This window comes from Brevibacterium sp. CCUG 69071 (assembly GCF_021023135.1).
GTDB lineage: Bacteria > Actinomycetota > Actinomycetes > Actinomycetales > Brevibacteriaceae > Brevibacterium.
In genome coordinates this window covers 48,302-65,852 of the sequence record NZ_PGFV01000001.1, presented here as the reverse complement: position 1 = coordinate 65,852, position 17,551 = coordinate 48,302, and the positions used below count along the sequence as shown (strand labels likewise).

Genomic DNA, 17,551 nt, shown 5'->3' with positions numbered 1-17,551 from the left:
GGTCGTGTCGGCACCGGTGGGCGCCCCAGGCCGCGATTCGCTCTGTGAGCGCGATCACGCGGGAAGTCACCAGTCTATGGACAGGATCGATTGCAACAAAGGAATCTCATATTCTGGATGTCGCCGAGCGGCGCACAGCACTGTCGCTCCTTGGCGACTGTGTCCGGGGGTATGCCTCCCTAGGCTCGGAACATGAGCGCACATCCCGCCTTCGACGGCCCTCAGGACGGCCACTCCTCCGACGGCCACCGGACCCCCGATGAGACCTCACGACCACCTCGGCGACTCGGCCTGCCGGTCTGGGCGATCATCGCCCTGGCTCTGCTCGCCGCGCCCCGCATGGTCCTCCACGACCTCGGCATCATCAGCGAGGGCACGGGAATCAACGCGCTCTTCGTTGCCGTCCCGCTGCTCGTCTGGGTGCTTGTGACCCTGTGGGCGAGAGTGCCGAACGCCTTCCTCACCCTCCTGACCGTCGGGATCATCTATGGTCTCGTCCTCGCCGTGGGACATCAGCTCTTCTGGACTGCACAGTTCGACGGTGCCCTGCCCCGCCTCGGCGGAAGGTTCGCCGGACTCGATCCCGGCCTCTCGAGCCTCATCGTCCGCGTCTTCGCCATCGGTTCGAGCCTGCTCACGGGCACCATCGTCGGAGCCGTAGTCGGCCTGCTCACCTGGGGGCTCGATCGGCTGCGGGGGCGGGGACGGAAAACCCCGCCGAGGCGGGGCTTCCGTGAACGTTGCGCGCTGAGTCGGTGCGCTGCCGTCAGTGTGGGATCAGCGTTCGATGTCTCCGCGGATGAAGGCCTCGACGGCCTCGTGGGCGGAGTCGTCGTCGGTCTGCTCCGGCGGTGACTTCATGAAGTAGGACGACGCGGAGATGAGCGCTCCGCCGATGCCGCGGTCGAGGCCGATCTTCGCGGCGCGGACGGCGTCGATGATGACTCCGGCCGAGTTCGGGGAGTCCCAGACCTCGAGCTTGTATTCCAGGGACACCGGGGCGTCACCGAAGTTGCGGCCCTCGAGGCGGACGAAGGCCCATTTGCGGTCGTCGAGCCATTCGACGTAGTCACTGGGTCCGATGTGGACGTCGCGGTCGGCCAGCTGGGCGTTGGTGTTCGAGGTCACGGCCTGGGTCTTCGAGATCTTCTTCGATTCGAGTCGCTGGCGCTCCAACATGTTCTTGAAGTCCATGTTGCCGCCGACGTTGAGCTGGTAGGTGCGGTCGAGGACGACTCCGCGGTCTTCGAAGAGCTTGGCCATGACCCTGTGGGTGATGGTCGCTCCGATCTGGGACTTGATGTCGTCGCCGACGATCGGGACGCCGGCGGCGCGGAACTTCTCGTCCCATTCCTTCGTCCCGGCGATGAACACGGGCAGGGCGTTGACGAAGGCGACCTTCGCGTCGATGGCGGCCTGAGCGTAGAACTCCACGGCCTCCTGCGATCCGACGGGCAGGTAGCAGACGAGGACGTCAGCCTCGGCGTCCTTGAGAGCTTTGACCACGTCGACGGCTTCGCGGTCGGATTCGACGATCGTCTCGCGGTAGTACTCGCCGAGTCCGTCGAGGGTCGGTCCCCGCAGCACCTCGATGCCGGTGGGTTCGACGTCGGCGAGCTTGATGGTGTTGTTCTCACTGGCGGTGATCGCCTCGGCGATGTCGGATCCGACCTTCTTGCCGTCGACGTCGAAGGCGGCGACGAAATCGATGTCACCGACGTGATAATCCCCGAACTCCACATGCATGAGACCCGGCACCTTCGTCCCCGGAGCCGCATTCCGGTAGTACTCAACACCTTGGATCAGGGATGAGGCGCAGTTGCCCAATCCGGCAATCGCGACTCGAATCGATTTCGTTCCCACGTCTGTGACTTCTCCTTTATTGTTTCGGGTCTCCCCGAGTGCCAAGTGTCCCGAGGATTCAAGGGGTTTCGAACCTCGGATATTCCTGACGGGGTCAGGTTTTCGACCAGACCCGACTATTCATCTTAAACTCCTCGTCAAAGTGGCGAGGCATGTGATCGCCCGGACCCCGCGGCCCAGGGGATCACGGTGCGGCCGATCAGCTGACGACGAGCGGCTCGAGCACGAGATCAGGGTGATTCTTCTGCACTCCGTGCAGGCGCCAGCGGTCCGAGAACAGGGCCAGCAGCTCTCCGTCGGAGCGGTGGAGGACCTCGACGGAGCGTTCCCGGGACAGGGTGGACACGCACTCGGGGGTGGTGCGCCTGGCCAGAGAGAAGTTGAGACGTTCGAGCGCGCACGGGGCGTTGAACTCGTTGACCATCCTGTCCTCGGCGACTTCGAACTGCATCGGTCCGACCGCTCCGAGCACCGGCGCCTGATCGCCGCGCAGGTCGGAGCGCAGCACCTGGATGACACCTTCGTGGTCGAGCTGTTCGATGCCGCGGCGGAACTGCTTGTACTTCGAGGAGTCCTTGGCGCGGATGACCATGAAGTGTTCGGGAGAGAAGGTCGGGATGCCGGGAAATTCGACTTTCTTTTCAAGATAGAGGGAGTCACCCACCCGCAGGGCGGAGGCGTTGACGAGACCGACTACGTCACCTGGGAAGGCCTCGTCGACGACGTCGCGGTCGCGGCCGAAGACCTGCTGGGCGTACTTCGTGGCGAAGGGCTTGCCGGTGGCGGCGTGGGTGAGCACGCTGCCGCGTTCGAACACTCCGGAGCACACGCGGATGTAGGCGAGTCGGTCGCGGTGATTCGAGTCCATGCCGGCCTGGACCTTGAACACGAAGCCGGAGAACGGGGCGTCGACGGGGCGCGGTTCGCCGTTCTTGTCCTCGCGGGCTTCTGCGGCCGGGGCGAGGTCGACGAGCATGTCGAGGAGTTTGTGGATACCGAAGTTGAGCACCGCGGAAGCGAACATCACCGGGGTCGATTTACCGGCGAGGAACGTCTGCTGGTCGTGGTTCTGCTCTTCCATGTCGAGCAGCTCGGATTCGTCGACGGCCGTCGACCAGGCATCGCCTTCGAGATCGGCGGCCTTCTCTGCGGGGAAGGTCTCCTCCCCGGCAATGGTCGCCCCGCCGTCGGTGCGGGTGTACTTCGTGTAGTCGCCGGTGATCCGGTCGAGCACACCGCGGAAGTCTCCGGACTGTCCGACAGGCCAGGTGATCGGGGTGGGCAGAAGGCCGGTGCGCTCCTGCACCTCGTCCATGAGTTCGAGGGCGTCGAGGCCCGGTCGATCCCACTTGTTGACGACGGTGATGATCGGGATGTTGCGGTGGGCACAGACTTCGAAGAGCTTCATCGTCTGCGCCTCGAGGCCTTTGGCGGCGTCGATGAGCATGACGGCGCAGTCCACGGCGGAGAGGACGCGGTAGGTGTCCTCGGAGAAGTCGGCGTGGCCGGGGGTGTCGACGAGGTTGAACACCGCGTCCCGGTATTCGAACTGCAGGGCGGCCGAGGAGATCGAGATCCCGCGGTCCTGCTCCATCTTCATCCAGTCGGAGACGGTGGCGCGTCGGCCGGCCTTGCCGTGGGTGGCTCCCGCCTGGCCGATCGCCCGGGCGTGCAGGGCGAGCGCCTCGGTCGTCGTCGACTTACCCGCGTCGGGGTGGGAGATGACGGCGAACGTGCGGCGGCGGGCCGCCTGGGTTCGAATGTCTTTATCGGAATACTGGCCGGAAGTCACCGCAATATCCTATCGCCCTTCTCCACCCGGCCGCGCCTCCGGTCGCGTGTCCGGTCAGTCACAGAGACCGTGCACGGCCACACGGCGTGTGCCTGCGACGACTCCGCGGCGGCGCAACGACGCCGCGGACGCATCCAGCATCCTGTCGGATTCCGCCTTTATGCTGGTGGGCGATGACTGAGGAATTTGTTGATTACGCGGGCCGTACCGAACCGAAGGAACGGTGGCTCAAGGCCCTGCCGCTCATCGTCGCCGCACTGCTCGGGATCCCGTGCCTTGCCCTGGCGATCATGTTCTCGCTCTCGATCGCGCAGGTGACCAGCTACATCTTCGACATCGGCACCTCGGGGTTGGAGGCTGCCGCAATGGTGCTGCTCAGCCTCTCAGGTGCCTTCTGCGTGATCTTCTGGCTCGCGTTCCTCTTCATCGGCAGCCGTCGCCGCACGTGGAAGTGGCGCCTCTGGTGGGCCGGCGCGGCACTTCTCGCCGCGGGAATCATGCCGCTGTGGTGGCTCGTCTTCGGCTACTACTGAACCGTAACGCCCCGCTACTGAGCCGTAACGCCCCGAGAGTGACACACCCTACGGGAGCACCGCTCGGATGTGTCACTCGCTGTAGGTTATAGCGACGCTGCGCGGGAGCTTGCGACGCCACCACGACGCTCAGAGCTGCGCGAGGGCCTTCGCGATGCGCTTCTCCGACACGGGGTGTGCGGTACCCACAGAATTCGCGTAGAAACTCACCCGCAACTCTTCGACCATGGTGAGCACCTCACTCCAATCGTTCGGAAGCGCGACGAGGATCTGCGACCAGTCGGCCTTCGCAAGCTCCGGGAACCGATTCGCCACCTTCTTGTCCACGGCGTCCTGACTGCCGGTGACACGGTCCATGAGCTGCTTGTCCCGGATCGGAGAATCCTGCATTCCGCCGATGCGCACGACCTCGGCCTGCACCCAGCGCGGCAGGTCGCGAAGCAGCTGCGGCGTCAGCGCCGCCACCGCCGGTCCGGACACCCGAGAGGCACGCCAAGCCTGCACATCGGCGAGGTTGGACAGGATCGCCAACGACGAGGCCTTCGACACCAGTCGGTCGAGTTCGGTCGCCGCCCGCAGCGCCTTGAGCAGGGACGGCAGCAGCGCGACGCACAGCTCGGGCAGCCCCGCCTGAACGGATCTGCTCAGCTGCGCGAAAGCCTCGGCATCACCGACCCACGTGGTTTCGACGAGCCCCACGTGCTCGGCCACAAGACCACGGATGCCGACCCTCAGCAACGCCTGCAGCAGTTCGTCCGCGAACTTCTGGTGCCCGGCGAGGACGAGCTTCTCCTCGGTCGTCAGCCCGTCCCGCAGGTATTTCAGCGCCTCGTTCGCCTGCAGCCCGAGCAGGGTGATGAGTCCCTCCCGGCTCGCGGCCCTGGCCTGGGCCGCCGTGTCGAAGGTCACGAGATCGACGTGGGTGCCGCGATCAGCCAGTCCGGGGATCGCGCCCGGTTCGGCCTCGTCAGGGTTCTGCAGGGTGCCGAAGCTCCACGTGCTCAGCCCGGTGCGCGGAGAGAAGTCGAGTTGCTTCGCCCGCGCCTTCTTCACCTGCGGCTTCGCCTTCGTCGTCACCTTGGCGAGGTCCTCGCCGACGCCCACGGTTCGGCCCCCGTCGATGACCCGGAAGCGGATCCGCAGATGCGGCGGAATCCGGTCCCGGTCGAAATCATCGGCGGCGACCGTGATCGGCACGAGGTCGTGGAGGCCTCCCCCACCGGCACGCTCGCTCAGATGTGCCGCGAGCACCTCGGGCAGGCTCCCCCGGTACGGCGTGAGGCTGGGCAGGATGTCGCGGGCGACATCGGGAGCGGGCACGAAGTAGCGGCGCTTGCCCTTCGGCAGCGAGCGGATATAGGCACCGACGAGTTCCTCCCGCAAGCCGGGCACCTGCCAGGAGAATTCGTCCTGGTCGACCAGCGGCACCGCCTCGGCGGGGATCTCCACGGTCACTCCGTCTTCGGTGCTGCCGGGGTCGAAGGAGTACCGGAGTTTGGCCCGGGTGCCGTCTGCCAGTTCCCATTCCAGTGGGAAGTCGGAGGCCGCCGAGGCGGTCAGTTCCTCGCTGTCGTCGCTGAGCAGCACCGCTGTGGTCAGGTCGAGCAGGTGCGAGTCCCGACGTTTCTGTCCTTTCCACCACGACCGGAAGTCCGCCGCCGAGGTGACTGTGGCCGGAATCCGCTCGTCGAAGAATTCGAAGAGGGCATCGTCCTGGTCGAGCACTCGGCGGTTGCGGGTGCGGGAAGCGAGATCCTCCGCTTCCGCGATGACCTCGGCATTGTGCTCGAGGAAGCCGAAGCGTTCGTTCCAGTCGCCCTCGATGAGCCCCTTGCGGATGAACATGTCGCGGGCCGCTTCGGCGTCGATGGCTCCGTAGCCGACTCGACGGTCGCTGATGAGGGTCACCCCGTAGAGCGAGATCTTCTCGTAGACCATCGACGATCCGGCCTTCTTCGACCAGTGCGGGTCGGAATGCTGCCGGGTCACGAGGTCACCGGCGGCCTCGACGACCCAGTCCGGGTCGATCGCGGCGACGGTGCGGGCCCACAGCCGGGAGGTTTCGACGAGCTCGGCGGCCATGACGAAGTCGGGCTTGACCTTGAATAGGCCCGAGCCCGGGAAGATGGCGAAGCGGGTGCCGCGGGCACCTTGGTAGTCCTTCTGCCGCTCGGAGCGGGAGCCGATCATCGACAGCAGTCCGGCCAGCAGCGCGCGGTGGATCGCGGCCGCATGGGGGTCGAGTTTGACGTTCGCGACCGCCTGCGCAGCACCCTTGCCGTCATCGGCGCCGCCGTTCTTCTTGGCGCTGCGTTTGGCGGCGCTGAGCTCGGCGAATCCGATCTTGCCGCTCGCACCCGTGGCCGTTTGCCTGGCGCCAGTCGACGTGGAACCGGACGACCCAGCACCGGTCGACGCGCCACCGGTAGACCCAGCACCGCGCGACCGCGCACCGCCTGCGGACCGAGCCGCCACCGCGGCGCCGGCTGAGGCAGCATGCCCGGACTTGCCCGATCCGGTGGCCTCGTCGGCCCCGGGATCACCGGCAGCCTCCTGGCTGCGCTCGGGGCGCCAAGTGGAGCGGTCGACGCGGATGCCGGCGGAGCCGAGCAGCGACCGCAGCTGACCGACGAGGTCCTGCCATTCGCGGATCCGCACGAAGTTGAGGAACTCGGCCTTGCAGAGGCGACGGAACTTCGAACTCGTCAGCGCCGCCTGCTGCTCCTCGAGGTAGTTCCACAGGTTGAGCAGTGACAGGAAGTCGCTGCCGCGGTGGGTGAACCGGGCGTGCTTCTCGTCGGCGGCCGCCCGCACCTCGGTCGGGCGTTCGCGGGGGTCCTGGATGGACAGGGCCGCGACGATCACGGTGACCTCTCCCCCGCATCCCGCCTCGGCGCCGGCGATGACCATCCGAGCCAGGCGCGGATCGATCGGGAGCACGGACAGCTTCCGCCCGATCTCCGTGACCGCGATCGTGCCGGTCTTGTCGCTGGTCAGCGCCCCGAGTTCGGCGAGCATCGTCCGCCCGTCGCGGACGGCCTTGGCCTCTGGCGGGGTGAGGAACGAGAACTCGAGGATCTCCTGGTCGCTGGAGGCGAAGCCGAGGCCCGCCATCTGCAGGATGACGCTGGCGAGGTTGGTGCGCAAGATCTCCGGGTCGGTGAACTCGGGCCGGGCCTCGAAGTCGGACTCCGAGTACAGGCGGATGCAGATGCCCTCGCTCGTACGACCCGAGCGGCCCTTGCGTTGGTTCGCGCTGGCCCGGGAGATGCGTTCGATCGGCAGACGCTGGACTCGGGTGCGGTTGGAGTACCGGGAGATCCGGGCGGTGCCGACGTCGATGACGTACTTGATGCCGGGCACCGTCAGGGAAGTTTCGGCGACGTTTGTGGCCAGCACGATGCGCGGGCGCGAGTGGGGTCGAAACACCTTCTGCTGCTCGCCGGCGGAGAGTCGGGCGAAGAGCGGCACGACCTCCCAGCTGCCCAGCTTCGGCTTCTTCCGCAGGTGGGCCTCGAGCGCATCGGCGGTGTCGCGGATCTCCCGCTCTCCGGAGAGGAAGACGAGGATGTCCCCTGGTGCTTCGGCGGTCAGCTCGTCGACGGCTGAGATGATGCCTTCGGTCTGCTCCTCCACGCCGGTCTCGTAGCTGCCCGACTCCCCGGATCCGTCGACGTCGTCGTCATCGGTCTCGTCGATGAGCGGACGGTAGCGGACCTCCACAGGGTACGTTCGGCCCTCGACGGAGATGATCGGAGCATCGTCGAAGTGGGCGGAGAAGGACTCGGGGTCGATCGTCGCCGAGGTGATGATGACCTTGAGGTCCGGACGTTTGCCGAGCACCTCCTTGAGATAGCCGAGGAGGAAGTCGATGTTGAGGCTGCGTTCGTGCGCCTCGTCGATAATGATGACCTCGTAGTCGCGCAGCAGCTTGTCGCGGGAGAGTTCGGAGAGCAGGATTCCGTCGGTCATCACCTTGACCCGGGTGGAGTCGGCGACCTGCGCGGTGAAGCGCACCTGGTAGCCGATCGTGGATCCCAGCTCCTCGCCGAGTTCATCGGCGATACGCTCGGCCACGGTGCGCGCAGCGATCCGCCGAGGCTGGGTGTGCCCGATCAGCCCGTTGACGCCGAGGCCGAGTTCGAGGCAGATCTTGGGCAGCTGGGTGGTCTTGCCGGAGCCGGTCTCACCGGCGATGATGACGACCTGGTTGTCCCGGATCGCCGCGGCGATCTCGTCCTTCGCCCCGCTGACCGGCAGTTCGGCCGGGTAGGTGATCGCGACCTGTCCAGCTTCCCGGGCAGCCTTGAGGCGGGCACGGCGCTCATGATGGTGCGCGGCACCGGTCTTCCGGCGCGGCTTGCCACGGCCGGATTTCCTGCGCCGAGGCGGCTGGTGAGTGCTCGATTCCGAGGTCCGAGGCGACGGGGTGGGGTTCTCTTCTGCCATTGCCCTTCAAGTTTAGCGGCTGGAGGATCAGAAGCGTTCGGCGATCCTGCGCAGCTTCTGCGAGTACGCGTCCCAGTCATGGCCCTCGGGCATGTTGGGACTGGCGGCGCTGAGACCGACCTGGCCGTCGATGGATTCGCGGATGATGTCGACCTGCCCGAGGTGGCGGGTGAGATCGACGAGGACGTGGACCATGATCTGGCCCAGGGTGACGCTGTTCTCCGGTGCCGACCAATGCGGGACAGTGCCCACCGCGTCGAGGGGCAGGGAGTCGACGCTCGTCTCGACGAATTCGATCACGCGTCGGTAGAGGTCGAACACGGACTCGGCGGTCTCTGCCTCGGTGGCGTACCAGTCGGCCTGCGGATCGGCGTCGATCTGTACGAGGGTGACCACCTCGGCGCGGTTCGGCCAGGGCCGGTCGAAGGTGTCGCCGAAGTAGCCGATCTCGACCTGGGACATGTGCTTGACGACGCCGAGGAGGTTGAACCCGGTCGGGGTCCTGGGCAGTCGCAGTTCGCGTTCGCTCAGCCCATCGAGCTTGAACAGCAGGCTGCTCCGTGCCGTCGCCAGGGAGGCTGCGAGCACCGTCTTCATCGCGTCATCGTCGACCATGGCTTAAGTCTGCCGGAATCATCGGCCCCGGGGAACAGCTCCGTCGAACGGGTCCGGCGAACACGCGGACCGAATTGCCGTTATCCTCGAGGTGTGACCCAAGACGATTCACGCAGCCGGATCGCCCGGAGGATCTTCCCCGACGGGGAGGACCCGGATCCGCGCTTCACGCTCGCCAACGAGCGGACCTTCCTGTCCTGGATCCGCACCGCTCTGGCCTTCATCGGCGGAGGCATCGCGGTCGAAGCATTCACCTCGGCGATCTTCACTCCCGGCCTGCGGGCGACCCTGTCGATCGTCCTCATGGTCATCGGATTCATCCTCGCCGCGGGCGCTGCCTTCCGCTGGTACCGGATCGAATCGGCGATGCGGCACAAGACCTCGCTGCCGCTGCCGTTGATCATTCCCATCGTCAGCCTCGCCTCGGCGCTGGGGGCAGGACTCCTCGTGCTGGTGTTCGCCGGACTGCTGTGAGCACTCCCCCGCCCCGGCACCCGCAGCCCCACGCGGATCCGGGTCTCCAACCCGAGCGCACCACCCAGTCGTGGCTGCGCACGAGTCTGACGATGACCGTCGTCAGCCTCCTCTTCATCCGCTTCATCCACGTCTTCGGCGGCCTGTCGGTGGCGATCTTCGTCATCTGCCTCGGCCTGGCGATCACCGCAATCGCGATGCAGGTCAGACGCTACCGGCTCGGTTCGGTCTCGATTCGGGCCGAGCGGGGCCGGCCCACGCCGATGGCCGTGCTCTTCCTCGCCACCTCGGTGTGCCTCGTCGCCGCCCTCGGGATCGCCTCGGTGATCAGGATCGCCCTCACCTGAGCCGGATCGTGCCCGCCCGAACCGGATCGCCCTCACCCGAGCGGCCCGCGCGAACCGCTCATGCGCACCGTTCACGCGAGCGGTGCGGAGCGATCCTGCGTTCCTCGTTGTGAGACCGCCGTTCGGTCGCCGGGCGGCGTTGCCTAGACTGGTGGCCATGAAGGATGCACGCGAAGTCTCCACCGCTCCACTCGTCGCCGTCGGACTCGTCGGCGGTTTCCTCACCGCCCGGGAAACGGGCATCCGCCCGCTCGGCGGTGTCGTGCTCGCGGCGGCCGGCGCCTATGCCGCTCGCTCGTGGTACGTGAAGAAGGGCTGGCCCGTGGCCACAGGCCTCGGACTGGCCTACCTCGGCGGCTTCGGCGCCTCTCATCCCCTGGCGAAGAAGATCGGCGCCTGGCCCTCGGTGCTCACCGTCAGCGCGGTCAGCGCCGCGGCCGCCTACCTGGCCTCGGATGCCGCCGACGCGAACTGAGCCGCCGCTCCATTCATCGCAGCTCAGACCACAGCTGCGCAGTTAGGCAACTTCCACTGCTCTAAGAAAGCGAGGGCCACGGGTAGGCCATGCTGGCTGTCTTCGAAGGTTTCGCCGTCATCGCGGGAGTCATCCTCGTCGGGTTCATCCTCGGCCGCACCGGCGTGCTCGGACCGCACGGTCAGCAGGTCATCGCGAAGCTCGTCTTCTACGCCGGCACCCCGACCCTGCTCTACGTCACCGTCTCCGAGACCGACCTCGGGCTGATCTTCAACACCGCCCTCTTCGCCACCGGAGGTTCGGCGATCGTCGTCGGTCTCCTCCTCTTCGTCCTCACCCGCTGGATCCGCAAACGCAGCACCGGCGAGGCCATGTTCTCGGCCTGGGCGACCAGCTATGTCAACATCGGCAACCTCGGGATCCCCATCGCCGCCTACGTCCTCCACGACATCGGCTACGTCGCTCCCGTGCTGCTGTTCCAGCTGCTCATCCTCGCCCCGATCGGCATGGCCGTGCTCGACGGTGCAGGCAAGAAGCAGCACGACTCGCATTGGTATTCGGCGCCGCTGCAGGTCATCAAGAATCCCATCGTGCTCGGCGCAGCGGCAGGAGTGGCCGCCTCGGCGACGGGCTTCGAACTGCCCCGCTTCGTCTTCGAACCCATCGACATGATCGGAGCCACGGCCGTGCCCGGAGCGCTCCTGGCCTTCGGGATCTCCCTCAAGGACGGCTGGGCCCTGCCGGTCAAGGGCACCCGGTCCCAGCTGGGCTACATCACGTTCGCGAAGCTCGTCCTCCAGCCGGTCATCGCCTGGGTCATCGGCGGTCCGCTGCTCGGCTACGACGGCATCGACCTGTTCGCCATCGTCGTCACCTCCGCCCTGCCGACCGCGCAGAACGTCTATATCTATTCGATGCAGTACCGGCAGTCCGAGGCGCTGATGCGCGATGCCGTGTTCATCACCACGGTCCTCGCCGTCCCGGCCCTCGTCATCGTCGCCGCGCTCCTCGGTTAGCCCGGTTCCGCGCGGTCCCGGGCCCAACCTCGGCGATATCGGCCCTTGTGGCGTGTCCTCCCCCGGTTGGACGGTGGGGTCACTGACAATGGGGATGTGGCTGGAGACGAGAAGAACGAGACCGAAGACCTTCTGAGCAGACGAATGAGCTCAGGGTCGGGCAGTGCTGCCGAAAAGCAGTCGCGGTCCTCTCTGGAGGCCGCCAACGATCCCTCGACCGACACCGAGGCGTTCGACCCGATCACCGATCCCATCGCCGAGGAGGGCCCGAAGCATTCCGCAGATGCGAAGCCCTCGACCGGCCCGGTTCGCGTCACCCCTGCCCATTCGTCGAACCCTCATCCTGCCGCCTCGGCGACACCCGCTTACGCCGGGCACGGAGCCGACAGCACCTCGGCCCCCGATGCCGAGGTCGCCCGGACCCGTGAGGTTCCGAGCGACGGTCGCACCGCGGTGATGAGCGAAGCGGAATGGGCGGCCGTGACCAAGGCTGCGACGGAGAGGGACACCCACGAACCCGAGGTTCCCGAACGTCGCCGCAGCGCGCTCGACGTCATCGGCACGATCTGGATCATGCTCGCCACCCCGTTCATCCTGCTGGCCCTGGCGGTGCGCTTCGTCGCCTCGGGACTGTTCCTCAAGTTCGAGTACTTCCGTCCCGGCTTCCCGGCCGATCAGTTCGGCTTCGGTGAGGCCGACCGCGAGCACTACGGCACCTATGTCATCGACTATCTGCACAATCTGGATTCTCGCCGCTACCTCGCCGACGTCATCATGCCCAACGGCGAGCCGATCTTCATCTCCGAAGAGCTCAACCACATGGCCGATGTCAAAGGCCTCATCTCGCTCCTCTACCTCGTTGCCCTGATCGGGCTCATCGGAGCGATCCTCTTCGGCCTCTACATGTGCCGGAGGAACGGAATGGGCATCCACACCGGGGTCCGCCTCGGCTCGATTTTCAGCATCATCTTCATGGCCGCGATCGCGGTCGTCGCAGTGCTCGGCTGGGACAGCTTCTTCCGCGGCTTCCACTCGATCTTCTTCAAGGACGGAACCTGGGAGTTCTACTCCGATGATTCGCTCATCCGCCTGTTCCCGCCGCAGTTCTGGGTCGATGCCGGCATCGGCGGCGGCGGACTCTTCGTCCTCCTCGCCATCGTCCTCTTCTGCCTCAGCTTCGCCGGGCACAAGAAGCGCCGCGCACGTCGGAAGGCGCTGCGAGACGCCGAGGCCTGAGTTGCTTCGAGTCTGAGCAATCAGCGGGCTTCGGCCCGCCCCATAATCCCGGCCGGGTGGTCTTTCCCCTTCCACCCGGCCGAATTTCTTTCCCCCGGCCGAGTCTCGCTCGAGTTCCTTTCGCCCGGACGAGTTCCGTTCGCCCGGCCGAAGCCGCAGCGTACATCCGCGCTGGTGGTCCTGTCCGCTCGATGCACACAGGATGACAATTCGTTGTGCCGTCCGTCGATATCTTGATGCGCAGGGCGAAGGAGACTAGCGTCGGAAGACAGCGGAGAGGCCACAGTGCACGATGTCTGCACCCGATCCGCGACCAATCTGAAACCCACCGTCCATGCCGAACGATGAGTCCATGCGAACAGGAGGCAGAGTCATGAATGCCGAGACGAACACGCCGAAACCCACGGGCGAGTCGAATGAGATCGAGGACGAGTCCACGACGGCCATGGATTCGGGCTCACCGGATGAGACTCCGGAGCAGAAGCTCGACCGCATCGCATCCGAACACGGTGTCAATATCGACGGCGACGTCGACGCGGCCAAGGACGAAGACACGCGTGCGTCCGAGGAACGCCCGGACGTCCGCGGCGGGGATTCCAAGTCCGATGACGAGGACCCCGAGCCCCCGGACTGAAGCTGCACCGGCCGAACCTGCGCTCAGTCGTCGACGGCGTCCCGTCCACGACGGACGATGAGCGGATCGGCATCATAGACGACCGAGGAGTCCTTGCCCTCGTAGTCGAACTGGTTGAGGTAGTAGCGGATCGCATTGAGCCTGGCCCGCTTCTTATCATTGCTCTTGATCGTGACCCACGGGGCGTGGTCGGTGTCCGTGCGGCGGAACGTCTCTTCCTTCGCCTTCGTGTATTCGTCCCAGCGGTCGAGCGACTCGAGGTCCATCGGAGAGAGCTTCCACTGCCGCACGGGATCGATCTGGCGGATCGCGAACCGTGTGCGCTGTTCCCGCTGAGTCACGGAGAACCAGAATTTCGTGACATGGATGCCCGAATCGATGAGCATCTTCTCGAACACCGGAGCCTGCTCCATGAACGTCTCGTACTCGTCGTCGCTGCAGAAGCCCATCACGCGTTCGACATTGCCCCGGTTGTACCAGGAACGGTCGAACATGACGATCTCACCGGCGGTCGGCAGGTGACTGACGTAGCGCTGAAAGTACCACTGTCCGGATTCGGTGTCGGACGGCTTATTCAGGGCCACGACGCGCGCCGTTCGCGGGTTGAGATGTTCGGTGAACCGCTTGATCGTTCCGCCCTTGCCGGCGGCATCGCGGCCTTCGAAGAGGATGACGTGCTTGGAGCCCGTGTCCTGCCCCCAGTACTGGAACTTCAGGAGTTCGACCTGCAGCTGATACTTCTCGAGCTCGTAGTCCTCACGGTTCATCTGCTCGGAGTACGGGTAGCCCTCACGCCAGGTTTCGACCGCCCGCCCCAACGGATCGATGAGGTGCGGATCCGTGGTGTGGCTGTCCTGGACTGTGTAGCCCTCGAGCCGGAGCTTGTCGATGTACTCCCGCAGATTCTCCTGGAGCAGGTTGTTCACAAGATCTCTCCTTCTCATCCCCGACGCCGAACGCACTCGCGCCGTCGTCGTGCTCTCGCACCTCGGCAACGTAACGCGCCGAGGTGAACATCAGGTTATGCGATCGACGTCACGTTTAGGAATGATTCCCAGCCCGATCAGCGGGGCGAGAGCGACGATTCCGAACGACAGCGGATAACCGAAGACCGTGACCAGGGCGCCGAATCCGGGCCCGAGGATCGCGGACATGACGAACTGCCCCGTGTTCTGCGCCCCCATCGCCTTGCCCGACCAGCGCGGGCCGGCCGCCTCCGCCACCGAGGCGAACGCGAGACCGTTGTCGGCCACCGACACCGTCGAGGCGAGGATGAAGACGATGGCCGCGACGACCGGCATCGGGGTCAGCGAGATCAGAGCGATTGCCGCGACGAGCACGGCGGCCGCGACGGCCACGATGCGCAGCAGTCCGACCCGTGAGGAGAAGCGGTCCGAGAGTCCCCCGATGACCAGGCGACCCAACGCACCGACGATCTGGGAGGCGGCGACGATGCCGCCGGCGATTCCCGCACTGATGTGCTGGTTCGCGATGAGCCAGATCAGGCCGTAGGTGGAGAAGGCGAACTGTGGGATGACCAGCAGCGCGGAGACTCCGTGGATCCGCCATAGGAAGGAATCGGCTCGGTAGGGGTTGGTCCTGCCCAGGTCCGCCGACGCAGGTCCCCCCGCCGAGGCGGCCCCCGCCTGAGCGGAATCCTCGCGTCCCAGCGCGGGATCTGGTTCCGATTCGGGTTCCGATTCGGGTTCCGATTCGGGCTCGGCATCGGTGAACTCGGTGCGGGTCGCCTCGGTGCGCGGCGGATTCCGCACGAGCACCCAGCAGATGAGCGTCATCGCAGCGGTGACGCCGATGATCAACCACAGATAGCCGGAGAACCCGCCGGCGGCCGCGATCGGCGGGACGGCGAGAGCGGCCACGCTCGTCCCCAGGGGTTGGGACATCTGCCGGATGCCCATCGCCAGGCCGCGGCGGTGCCGGGGAAACCATCCCATGACGACGCGTCCGCTGGCCGAGTTCACGGAGGCCGCCGCGGCTCCCGAGGCGGCGATGACGATGATCAGCCAGATCGGCGAGCCTGTGATAGGCAGGGCCAACGCCGTGGCGACAGCGGTCAGTCCGATGCCCAAGGTCATTGCGAGGCGTTCGCCGTACCTGTCGGCGAAGGCGCCCCAGGCGATGAGCGTGAGGATGAGTCCGAAGCTCGGTGCGGCCGCAACTGTCCCGGCTTGGGTGAGCGTATAGCCGAGGTCACGGTGCATGTACGGGATGAGGAAGGCCGGGCCTGTGATGGCGACGGTGGCCGCCATCTGCGTCAGCACTCCGATGACGAGGATCACCCAGGCCTGTCTGCTGGGCGGAGTCTCTGTCATAGGCTCGAGGGTAGTCCGCCGCCGCGCACAGGGTCCGCGCGTCTCAGATCGCGGCAGGCGGGATTTGGTTATACAGTGAGTGCTGGCACCTCCCCCTATAGCCCAATCGGCAGAGGCAGTCGACTTAAAATCGATTCAGTCTGGGTTCGAGTCCCAGTGGGGGGACCACGATCGTCGCGGAAGACTCCCCCAGCGGGTCGCGATCCTTGCCGGAGACGATGTCGGGCTGAACCCCGGTCGGCTTCGCAAACCGCCCTCACCTGCGGCATGATCGACGCATGGCACTGTATCTCCTCGCCCCCGACTTCACAGTCCGCTCGCTTGACGGCGCTGACGACCGGGCGATCCCCAGCACGGCCGGGCCGGCCGTCGTCCTCGATTCCGAGTCCCCGGATGCCGCGTCGTCCGCAGGATCCGGCGAACCAGGCGCCTCCGGGAGTGCCTGCTCGGTCACGGATGCGCTCGCCGGCCGCCCGCACGCCTATCGCGAATCCGGTGGCTACTGGGTCGAGATCGGCTACGAGGCCGCCGACCACTGGGTTCAGATGACGCCTCAGCTGCGACAGCGTCTCATCGATGATCCGCTGGCCACGCTCGATGTCTCCGAGTTCAAGACGGCGACGAACGGCGGCAGTGCCTCGATCATCACGAACAATTGGGTCTACTCGGGGTCTCCCCGCGTCTACCGGGTGGCCGGTCAGCTCCGTGAGTTCGTCACCGTCCTCGGCGAGATCATGACGCGCTGATTTCGCGGTTCGCTTCGATCGAGGCGACATTGCGCTCGGCCCACTTGCTCAGGGCCGCGACCGGCTCGAGCAGGGAACGGCCCAGATCCGTCAGGCCGTATTCGACGCGTGGAGGCACCTCGGCGAAGACCTCCCTGGTCACCAGCCCGTCGGCGACGAGCGAGCGCAGGGTAGAAGTGAGCACCTTCGGAGTGATGCCGCCGATCGCCAGGCGAATCTCGTTGAACCGCTTGGGACCTTCATCGAGGATCAAGATGATGAGCACCGTCCACTTGTCTCCCACCCGATCGAGAACGACTCGGGTCGGGCAGTCCGGATCGAAGGCATCGCCTTCCCAGGAAACATTCATGGTCATAGTCCAATAGTATCTTTGAGGTACTCGGTATCCAAACGATAGTGTCATGATGTCAGACACAAGCACCCACCTCGGCGGCACCGCGACAGCGCAGCCGCAGGAAAGGAACGAACATGAAGATCGCACTCTTCGGAGCATCCGGAATGATCGGATCCCGCGTCACCAAGGAAGCCGCCGAGCGCGGACTCGAAGTCACTGCCATCACCCGCTCGGGCGCCGAGGTCCCCGGAGCCCTGCGTTCGCTCCAGGGCGATATGGGCGATGCACAGTTCGATGCCCAGATCACCGCCGACCACGATGTCATCGTCTCGACCACCGGCCCCAGCCGTGCCGGCGGAGACCACCAGGAATGGCTCGACGCCCTCAAGACGCTGGCTGAGGCCAGCGGCGACACCCGCATCTTCGTCGTCGGCGGAGCAGGCTCCCTCTTCGTCGGGGACACCATGCTCAAGGACACCGAGGGATTCCCGGCCGAATACAAGACGGAATCGGAGACCGGCACCCGCGCACTCGAACTGCTGCGCGAGGGCGACTGGTCACCGTGGACGCTCATCTCCCCGCACCGGAGATCGGCCCGGGTGAGCGCACCGGCAGCTACAAGACCGAACTCGAGGTCCCCGCGGGAGACTCGATCTCAGCGGAAGACTTCGCCGTGGCGATGGTCGATGAGATCGTCACACCTG

General features: G+C 66.0%; 16 protein-coding genes, 1 tRNA gene and 1 pseudogene. 11 read left to right on the top strand and 7 right to left on the bottom strand.

What is annotated here, in order from left to right:
• The first annotated feature begins 192 nt into the window (after positions 1–192).
• Positions 193–855, top strand: a complete 663-nt coding sequence (locus CV023_RS00315; RefSeq protein ID WP_230743473.1) for a hypothetical protein — start codon at positions 193–195, stop codon at positions 853–855.
• On the opposite strand, the gene CV023_RS00310 is transcribed toward CV023_RS00315, so the two are convergent.
• Both CV023_RS00310 and CV023_RS00305 read right to left on the bottom strand, forming a co-directional pair.
• Entirely contained in the window at positions 778–1,863 is a 1,086-nt protein-coding gene (locus CV023_RS00310) for an inositol-3-phosphate synthase (protein WP_230743471.1), read from the bottom strand. The two genes, CV023_RS00315 and CV023_RS00310, sit on opposite strands and share 78 nt — an antisense overlap.
• A gap of 199 nt (positions 1,864–2,062) precedes the next feature.
• Positions 2,063–3,655, bottom strand: coding sequence for a peptide chain release factor 3 (locus CV023_RS00305; RefSeq protein ID WP_230743470.1), 1,593 nt, complete (start codon positions 3,653–3,655; stop codon positions 2,063–2,065).
• Between the two features lie 173 nt (positions 3,656–3,828).
• On the opposite strand from CV023_RS00305, the gene CV023_RS00300 reads away from it, so the two are divergent.
• Complete coding sequence (locus CV023_RS00300; RefSeq protein ID WP_230743469.1) at positions 3,829–4,188, top strand: hypothetical protein; 360 nt, start codon at positions 3,829–3,831, stop codon at positions 4,186–4,188.
• Positions 4,189–4,317: 129 nt separating this feature from the next.
• On the opposite strand, the gene hrpA is transcribed toward CV023_RS00300, so the two are convergent.
• Both hrpA and CV023_RS00290 read right to left on the bottom strand, forming a co-directional pair.
• The gene (gene hrpA, locus CV023_RS00295) at positions 4,318–8,637 is read right to left on the bottom strand and encodes an ATP-dependent RNA helicase HrpA (RefSeq protein ID WP_230743468.1); all 4,320 of its coding nucleotides are present in this window, start codon (positions 8,635–8,637) and stop codon (positions 4,318–4,320) included.
• A 27-nt stretch (positions 8,638–8,664) separates the two neighbouring features.
• Positions 8,665–9,252 carry a DinB family protein gene (locus CV023_RS00290; protein ID WP_230743467.1) on the bottom strand — a complete coding sequence of 196 codons (588 nt, stop codon included), beginning with the start codon at positions 9,250–9,252 and terminating at the stop codon, positions 8,665–8,667.
• A 93-nt stretch (positions 9,253–9,345) separates the two neighbouring features.
• On the opposite strand from CV023_RS00290, the gene CV023_RS00285 reads away from it, so the two are divergent.
• The 6 genes from CV023_RS00285 to CV023_RS00260 all read left to right on the top strand — a co-directional run bounded on the left by CV023_RS00285 (position 9,346) and on the right by CV023_RS00260 (position 13,434).
• A complete protein-coding gene (locus tag CV023_RS00285; protein WP_230743466.1) occupies positions 9,346–9,726 on the top strand; it encodes a YidH family protein in 381 nt (126 codons plus the stop codon).
• Positions 9,723–10,073 (top strand): DUF202 domain-containing protein, encoded by a 351-nt coding sequence (locus CV023_RS00280; protein ID WP_230743464.1) that lies wholly within the window; start codon positions 9,723–9,725, stop codon positions 10,071–10,073. The genes CV023_RS00285 and CV023_RS00280 overlap by 4 nt, the downstream gene beginning before the upstream one ends.
• A 157-nt stretch (positions 10,074–10,230) precedes the next feature.
• Entirely contained in the window at positions 10,231–10,548 is a 318-nt protein-coding gene (locus tag CV023_RS00275; RefSeq protein ID WP_230743463.1) for a hypothetical protein, read from the top strand.
• An 89-nt stretch (positions 10,549–10,637) separates the two neighbouring features.
• Positions 10,638–11,564, top strand: a complete 927-nt coding sequence (locus CV023_RS00270) for an AEC family transporter (protein ID WP_230743462.1) — start codon at positions 10,638–10,640, stop codon at positions 11,562–11,564.
• 96 nt (positions 11,565–11,660) lie between these two features.
• Entirely contained in the window at positions 11,661–12,800 is a 1,140-nt protein-coding gene (locus tag CV023_RS00265; protein ID WP_230743461.1) for a TIGR01906 family membrane protein, read from the top strand.
• Between the two features lie 373 nt (positions 12,801–13,173).
• Positions 13,174–13,434: a hypothetical protein gene (locus tag CV023_RS00260; RefSeq protein ID WP_230743460.1), complete on the top strand. Its 261-nt coding sequence runs from the start codon at positions 13,174–13,176 to the stop codon at positions 13,432–13,434.
• Positions 13,435–13,457: 23 nt separating this feature from the next.
• Here the strand turns inward: CV023_RS00260 and ppk2 are convergent, their stop codons facing one another.
• Together ppk2 and CV023_RS00250 are read right to left on the bottom strand one after the other, a co-directional pair.
• Positions 13,458–14,378 (bottom strand): polyphosphate kinase 2, encoded by a 921-nt coding sequence (gene ppk2, locus CV023_RS00255; protein ID WP_230743459.1) that lies wholly within the window; start codon positions 14,376–14,378, stop codon positions 13,458–13,460.
• Between the two features lie 72 nt (positions 14,379–14,450).
• The gene (locus CV023_RS00250; protein WP_442859904.1) at positions 14,451–15,767 is read right to left on the bottom strand and encodes an MFS transporter; all 1,317 of its coding nucleotides are present in this window, start codon (positions 15,765–15,767) and stop codon (positions 14,451–14,453) included.
• A 91-nt stretch (positions 15,768–15,858) separates the two neighbouring features.
• Here CV023_RS00250 and CV023_RS00245 point away from each other — a divergent pair.
• Both CV023_RS00245 and CV023_RS00240 read left to right on the top strand, forming a co-directional pair.
• Positions 15,859–15,935: transfer RNA gene (locus CV023_RS00245), tRNA-Leu, on the top strand.
• Positions 15,936–16,045: 110 nt separating this feature from the next.
• The gene (locus CV023_RS00240; protein WP_230743458.1) at positions 16,046–16,513 is read left to right on the top strand and encodes a hypothetical protein; all 468 of its coding nucleotides are present in this window, start codon (positions 16,046–16,048) and stop codon (positions 16,511–16,513) included.
• Here CV023_RS00240 and CV023_RS00235 read toward each other — a convergent pair.
• Positions 16,500–16,868: a winged helix-turn-helix transcriptional regulator gene (locus CV023_RS00235; protein ID WP_230743457.1), complete on the bottom strand. Its 369-nt coding sequence runs from the start codon at positions 16,866–16,868 to the stop codon at positions 16,500–16,502. The genes CV023_RS00240 and CV023_RS00235 overlap by 14 nt on opposite strands.
• A 113-nt stretch (positions 16,869–16,981) precedes the next feature.
• Between CV023_RS00235 and CV023_RS00230 the strand changes: the two are divergent.
• Positions 16,982–17,374: pseudogene (locus CV023_RS00230) on the top strand (NAD(P)-dependent oxidoreductase); the annotation flags it as partial.
• Between the last annotated feature and the right edge of the window lie 177 nt (positions 17,375–17,551).

What these genes read in the sequence shown, in the direction of transcription:
- CV023_RS00315 (WP_230743473.1), top strand. Translation starts at nt 193, where the DNA reads ATGAGCGCACATCCCGCCTTCGACGGCCCTCAGGACGGCCACTCCTCC.
- CV023_RS00300 (WP_230743469.1), top strand. Translation starts at nt 3,829, where the DNA reads ATGACTGAGGAATTTGTTGATTACGCGGGCCGTACCGAACCGAAGGAA.
- hrpA (WP_230743468.1), bottom strand. Translation starts at nt 8,637, where the DNA reads ATGGCAGAAGAGAACCCCACCCCGTCGCCTCGGACCTCGGAATCGAGC.
- CV023_RS00290 (WP_230743467.1), bottom strand. Translation starts at nt 9,252, where the DNA reads ATGGTCGACGATGACGCGATGAAGACGGTGCTCGCAGCCTCCCTGGCG.
- CV023_RS00275 (WP_230743463.1), top strand. Translation starts at nt 10,231, where the DNA reads ATGAAGGATGCACGCGAAGTCTCCACCGCTCCACTCGTCGCCGTCGGA.
- CV023_RS00270 (WP_230743462.1), top strand. Translation starts at nt 10,638, where the DNA reads ATGCTGGCTGTCTTCGAAGGTTTCGCCGTCATCGCGGGAGTCATCCTC.
- CV023_RS00260 (WP_230743460.1), top strand. Translation starts at nt 13,174, where the DNA reads ATGAATGCCGAGACGAACACGCCGAAACCCACGGGCGAGTCGAATGAG.
- ppk2 (WP_230743459.1), bottom strand. Translation starts at nt 14,378, where the DNA reads ATGAGAAGGAGAGATCTTGTGAACAACCTGCTCCAGGAGAATCTGCGG.
- CV023_RS00250 (WP_442859904.1), bottom strand. Translation starts at nt 15,767, where the DNA reads ATGACAGAGACTCCGCCCAGCAGACAGGCCTGGGTGATCCTCGTCATC.
- CV023_RS00240 (WP_230743458.1), top strand. Translation starts at nt 16,046, where the DNA reads ATGGCACTGTATCTCCTCGCCCCCGACTTCACAGTCCGCTCGCTTGAC.
- CV023_RS00235 (WP_230743457.1), bottom strand. Translation starts at nt 16,868, where the DNA reads ATGACCATGAATGTTTCCTGGGAAGGCGATGCCTTCGATCCGGACTGC.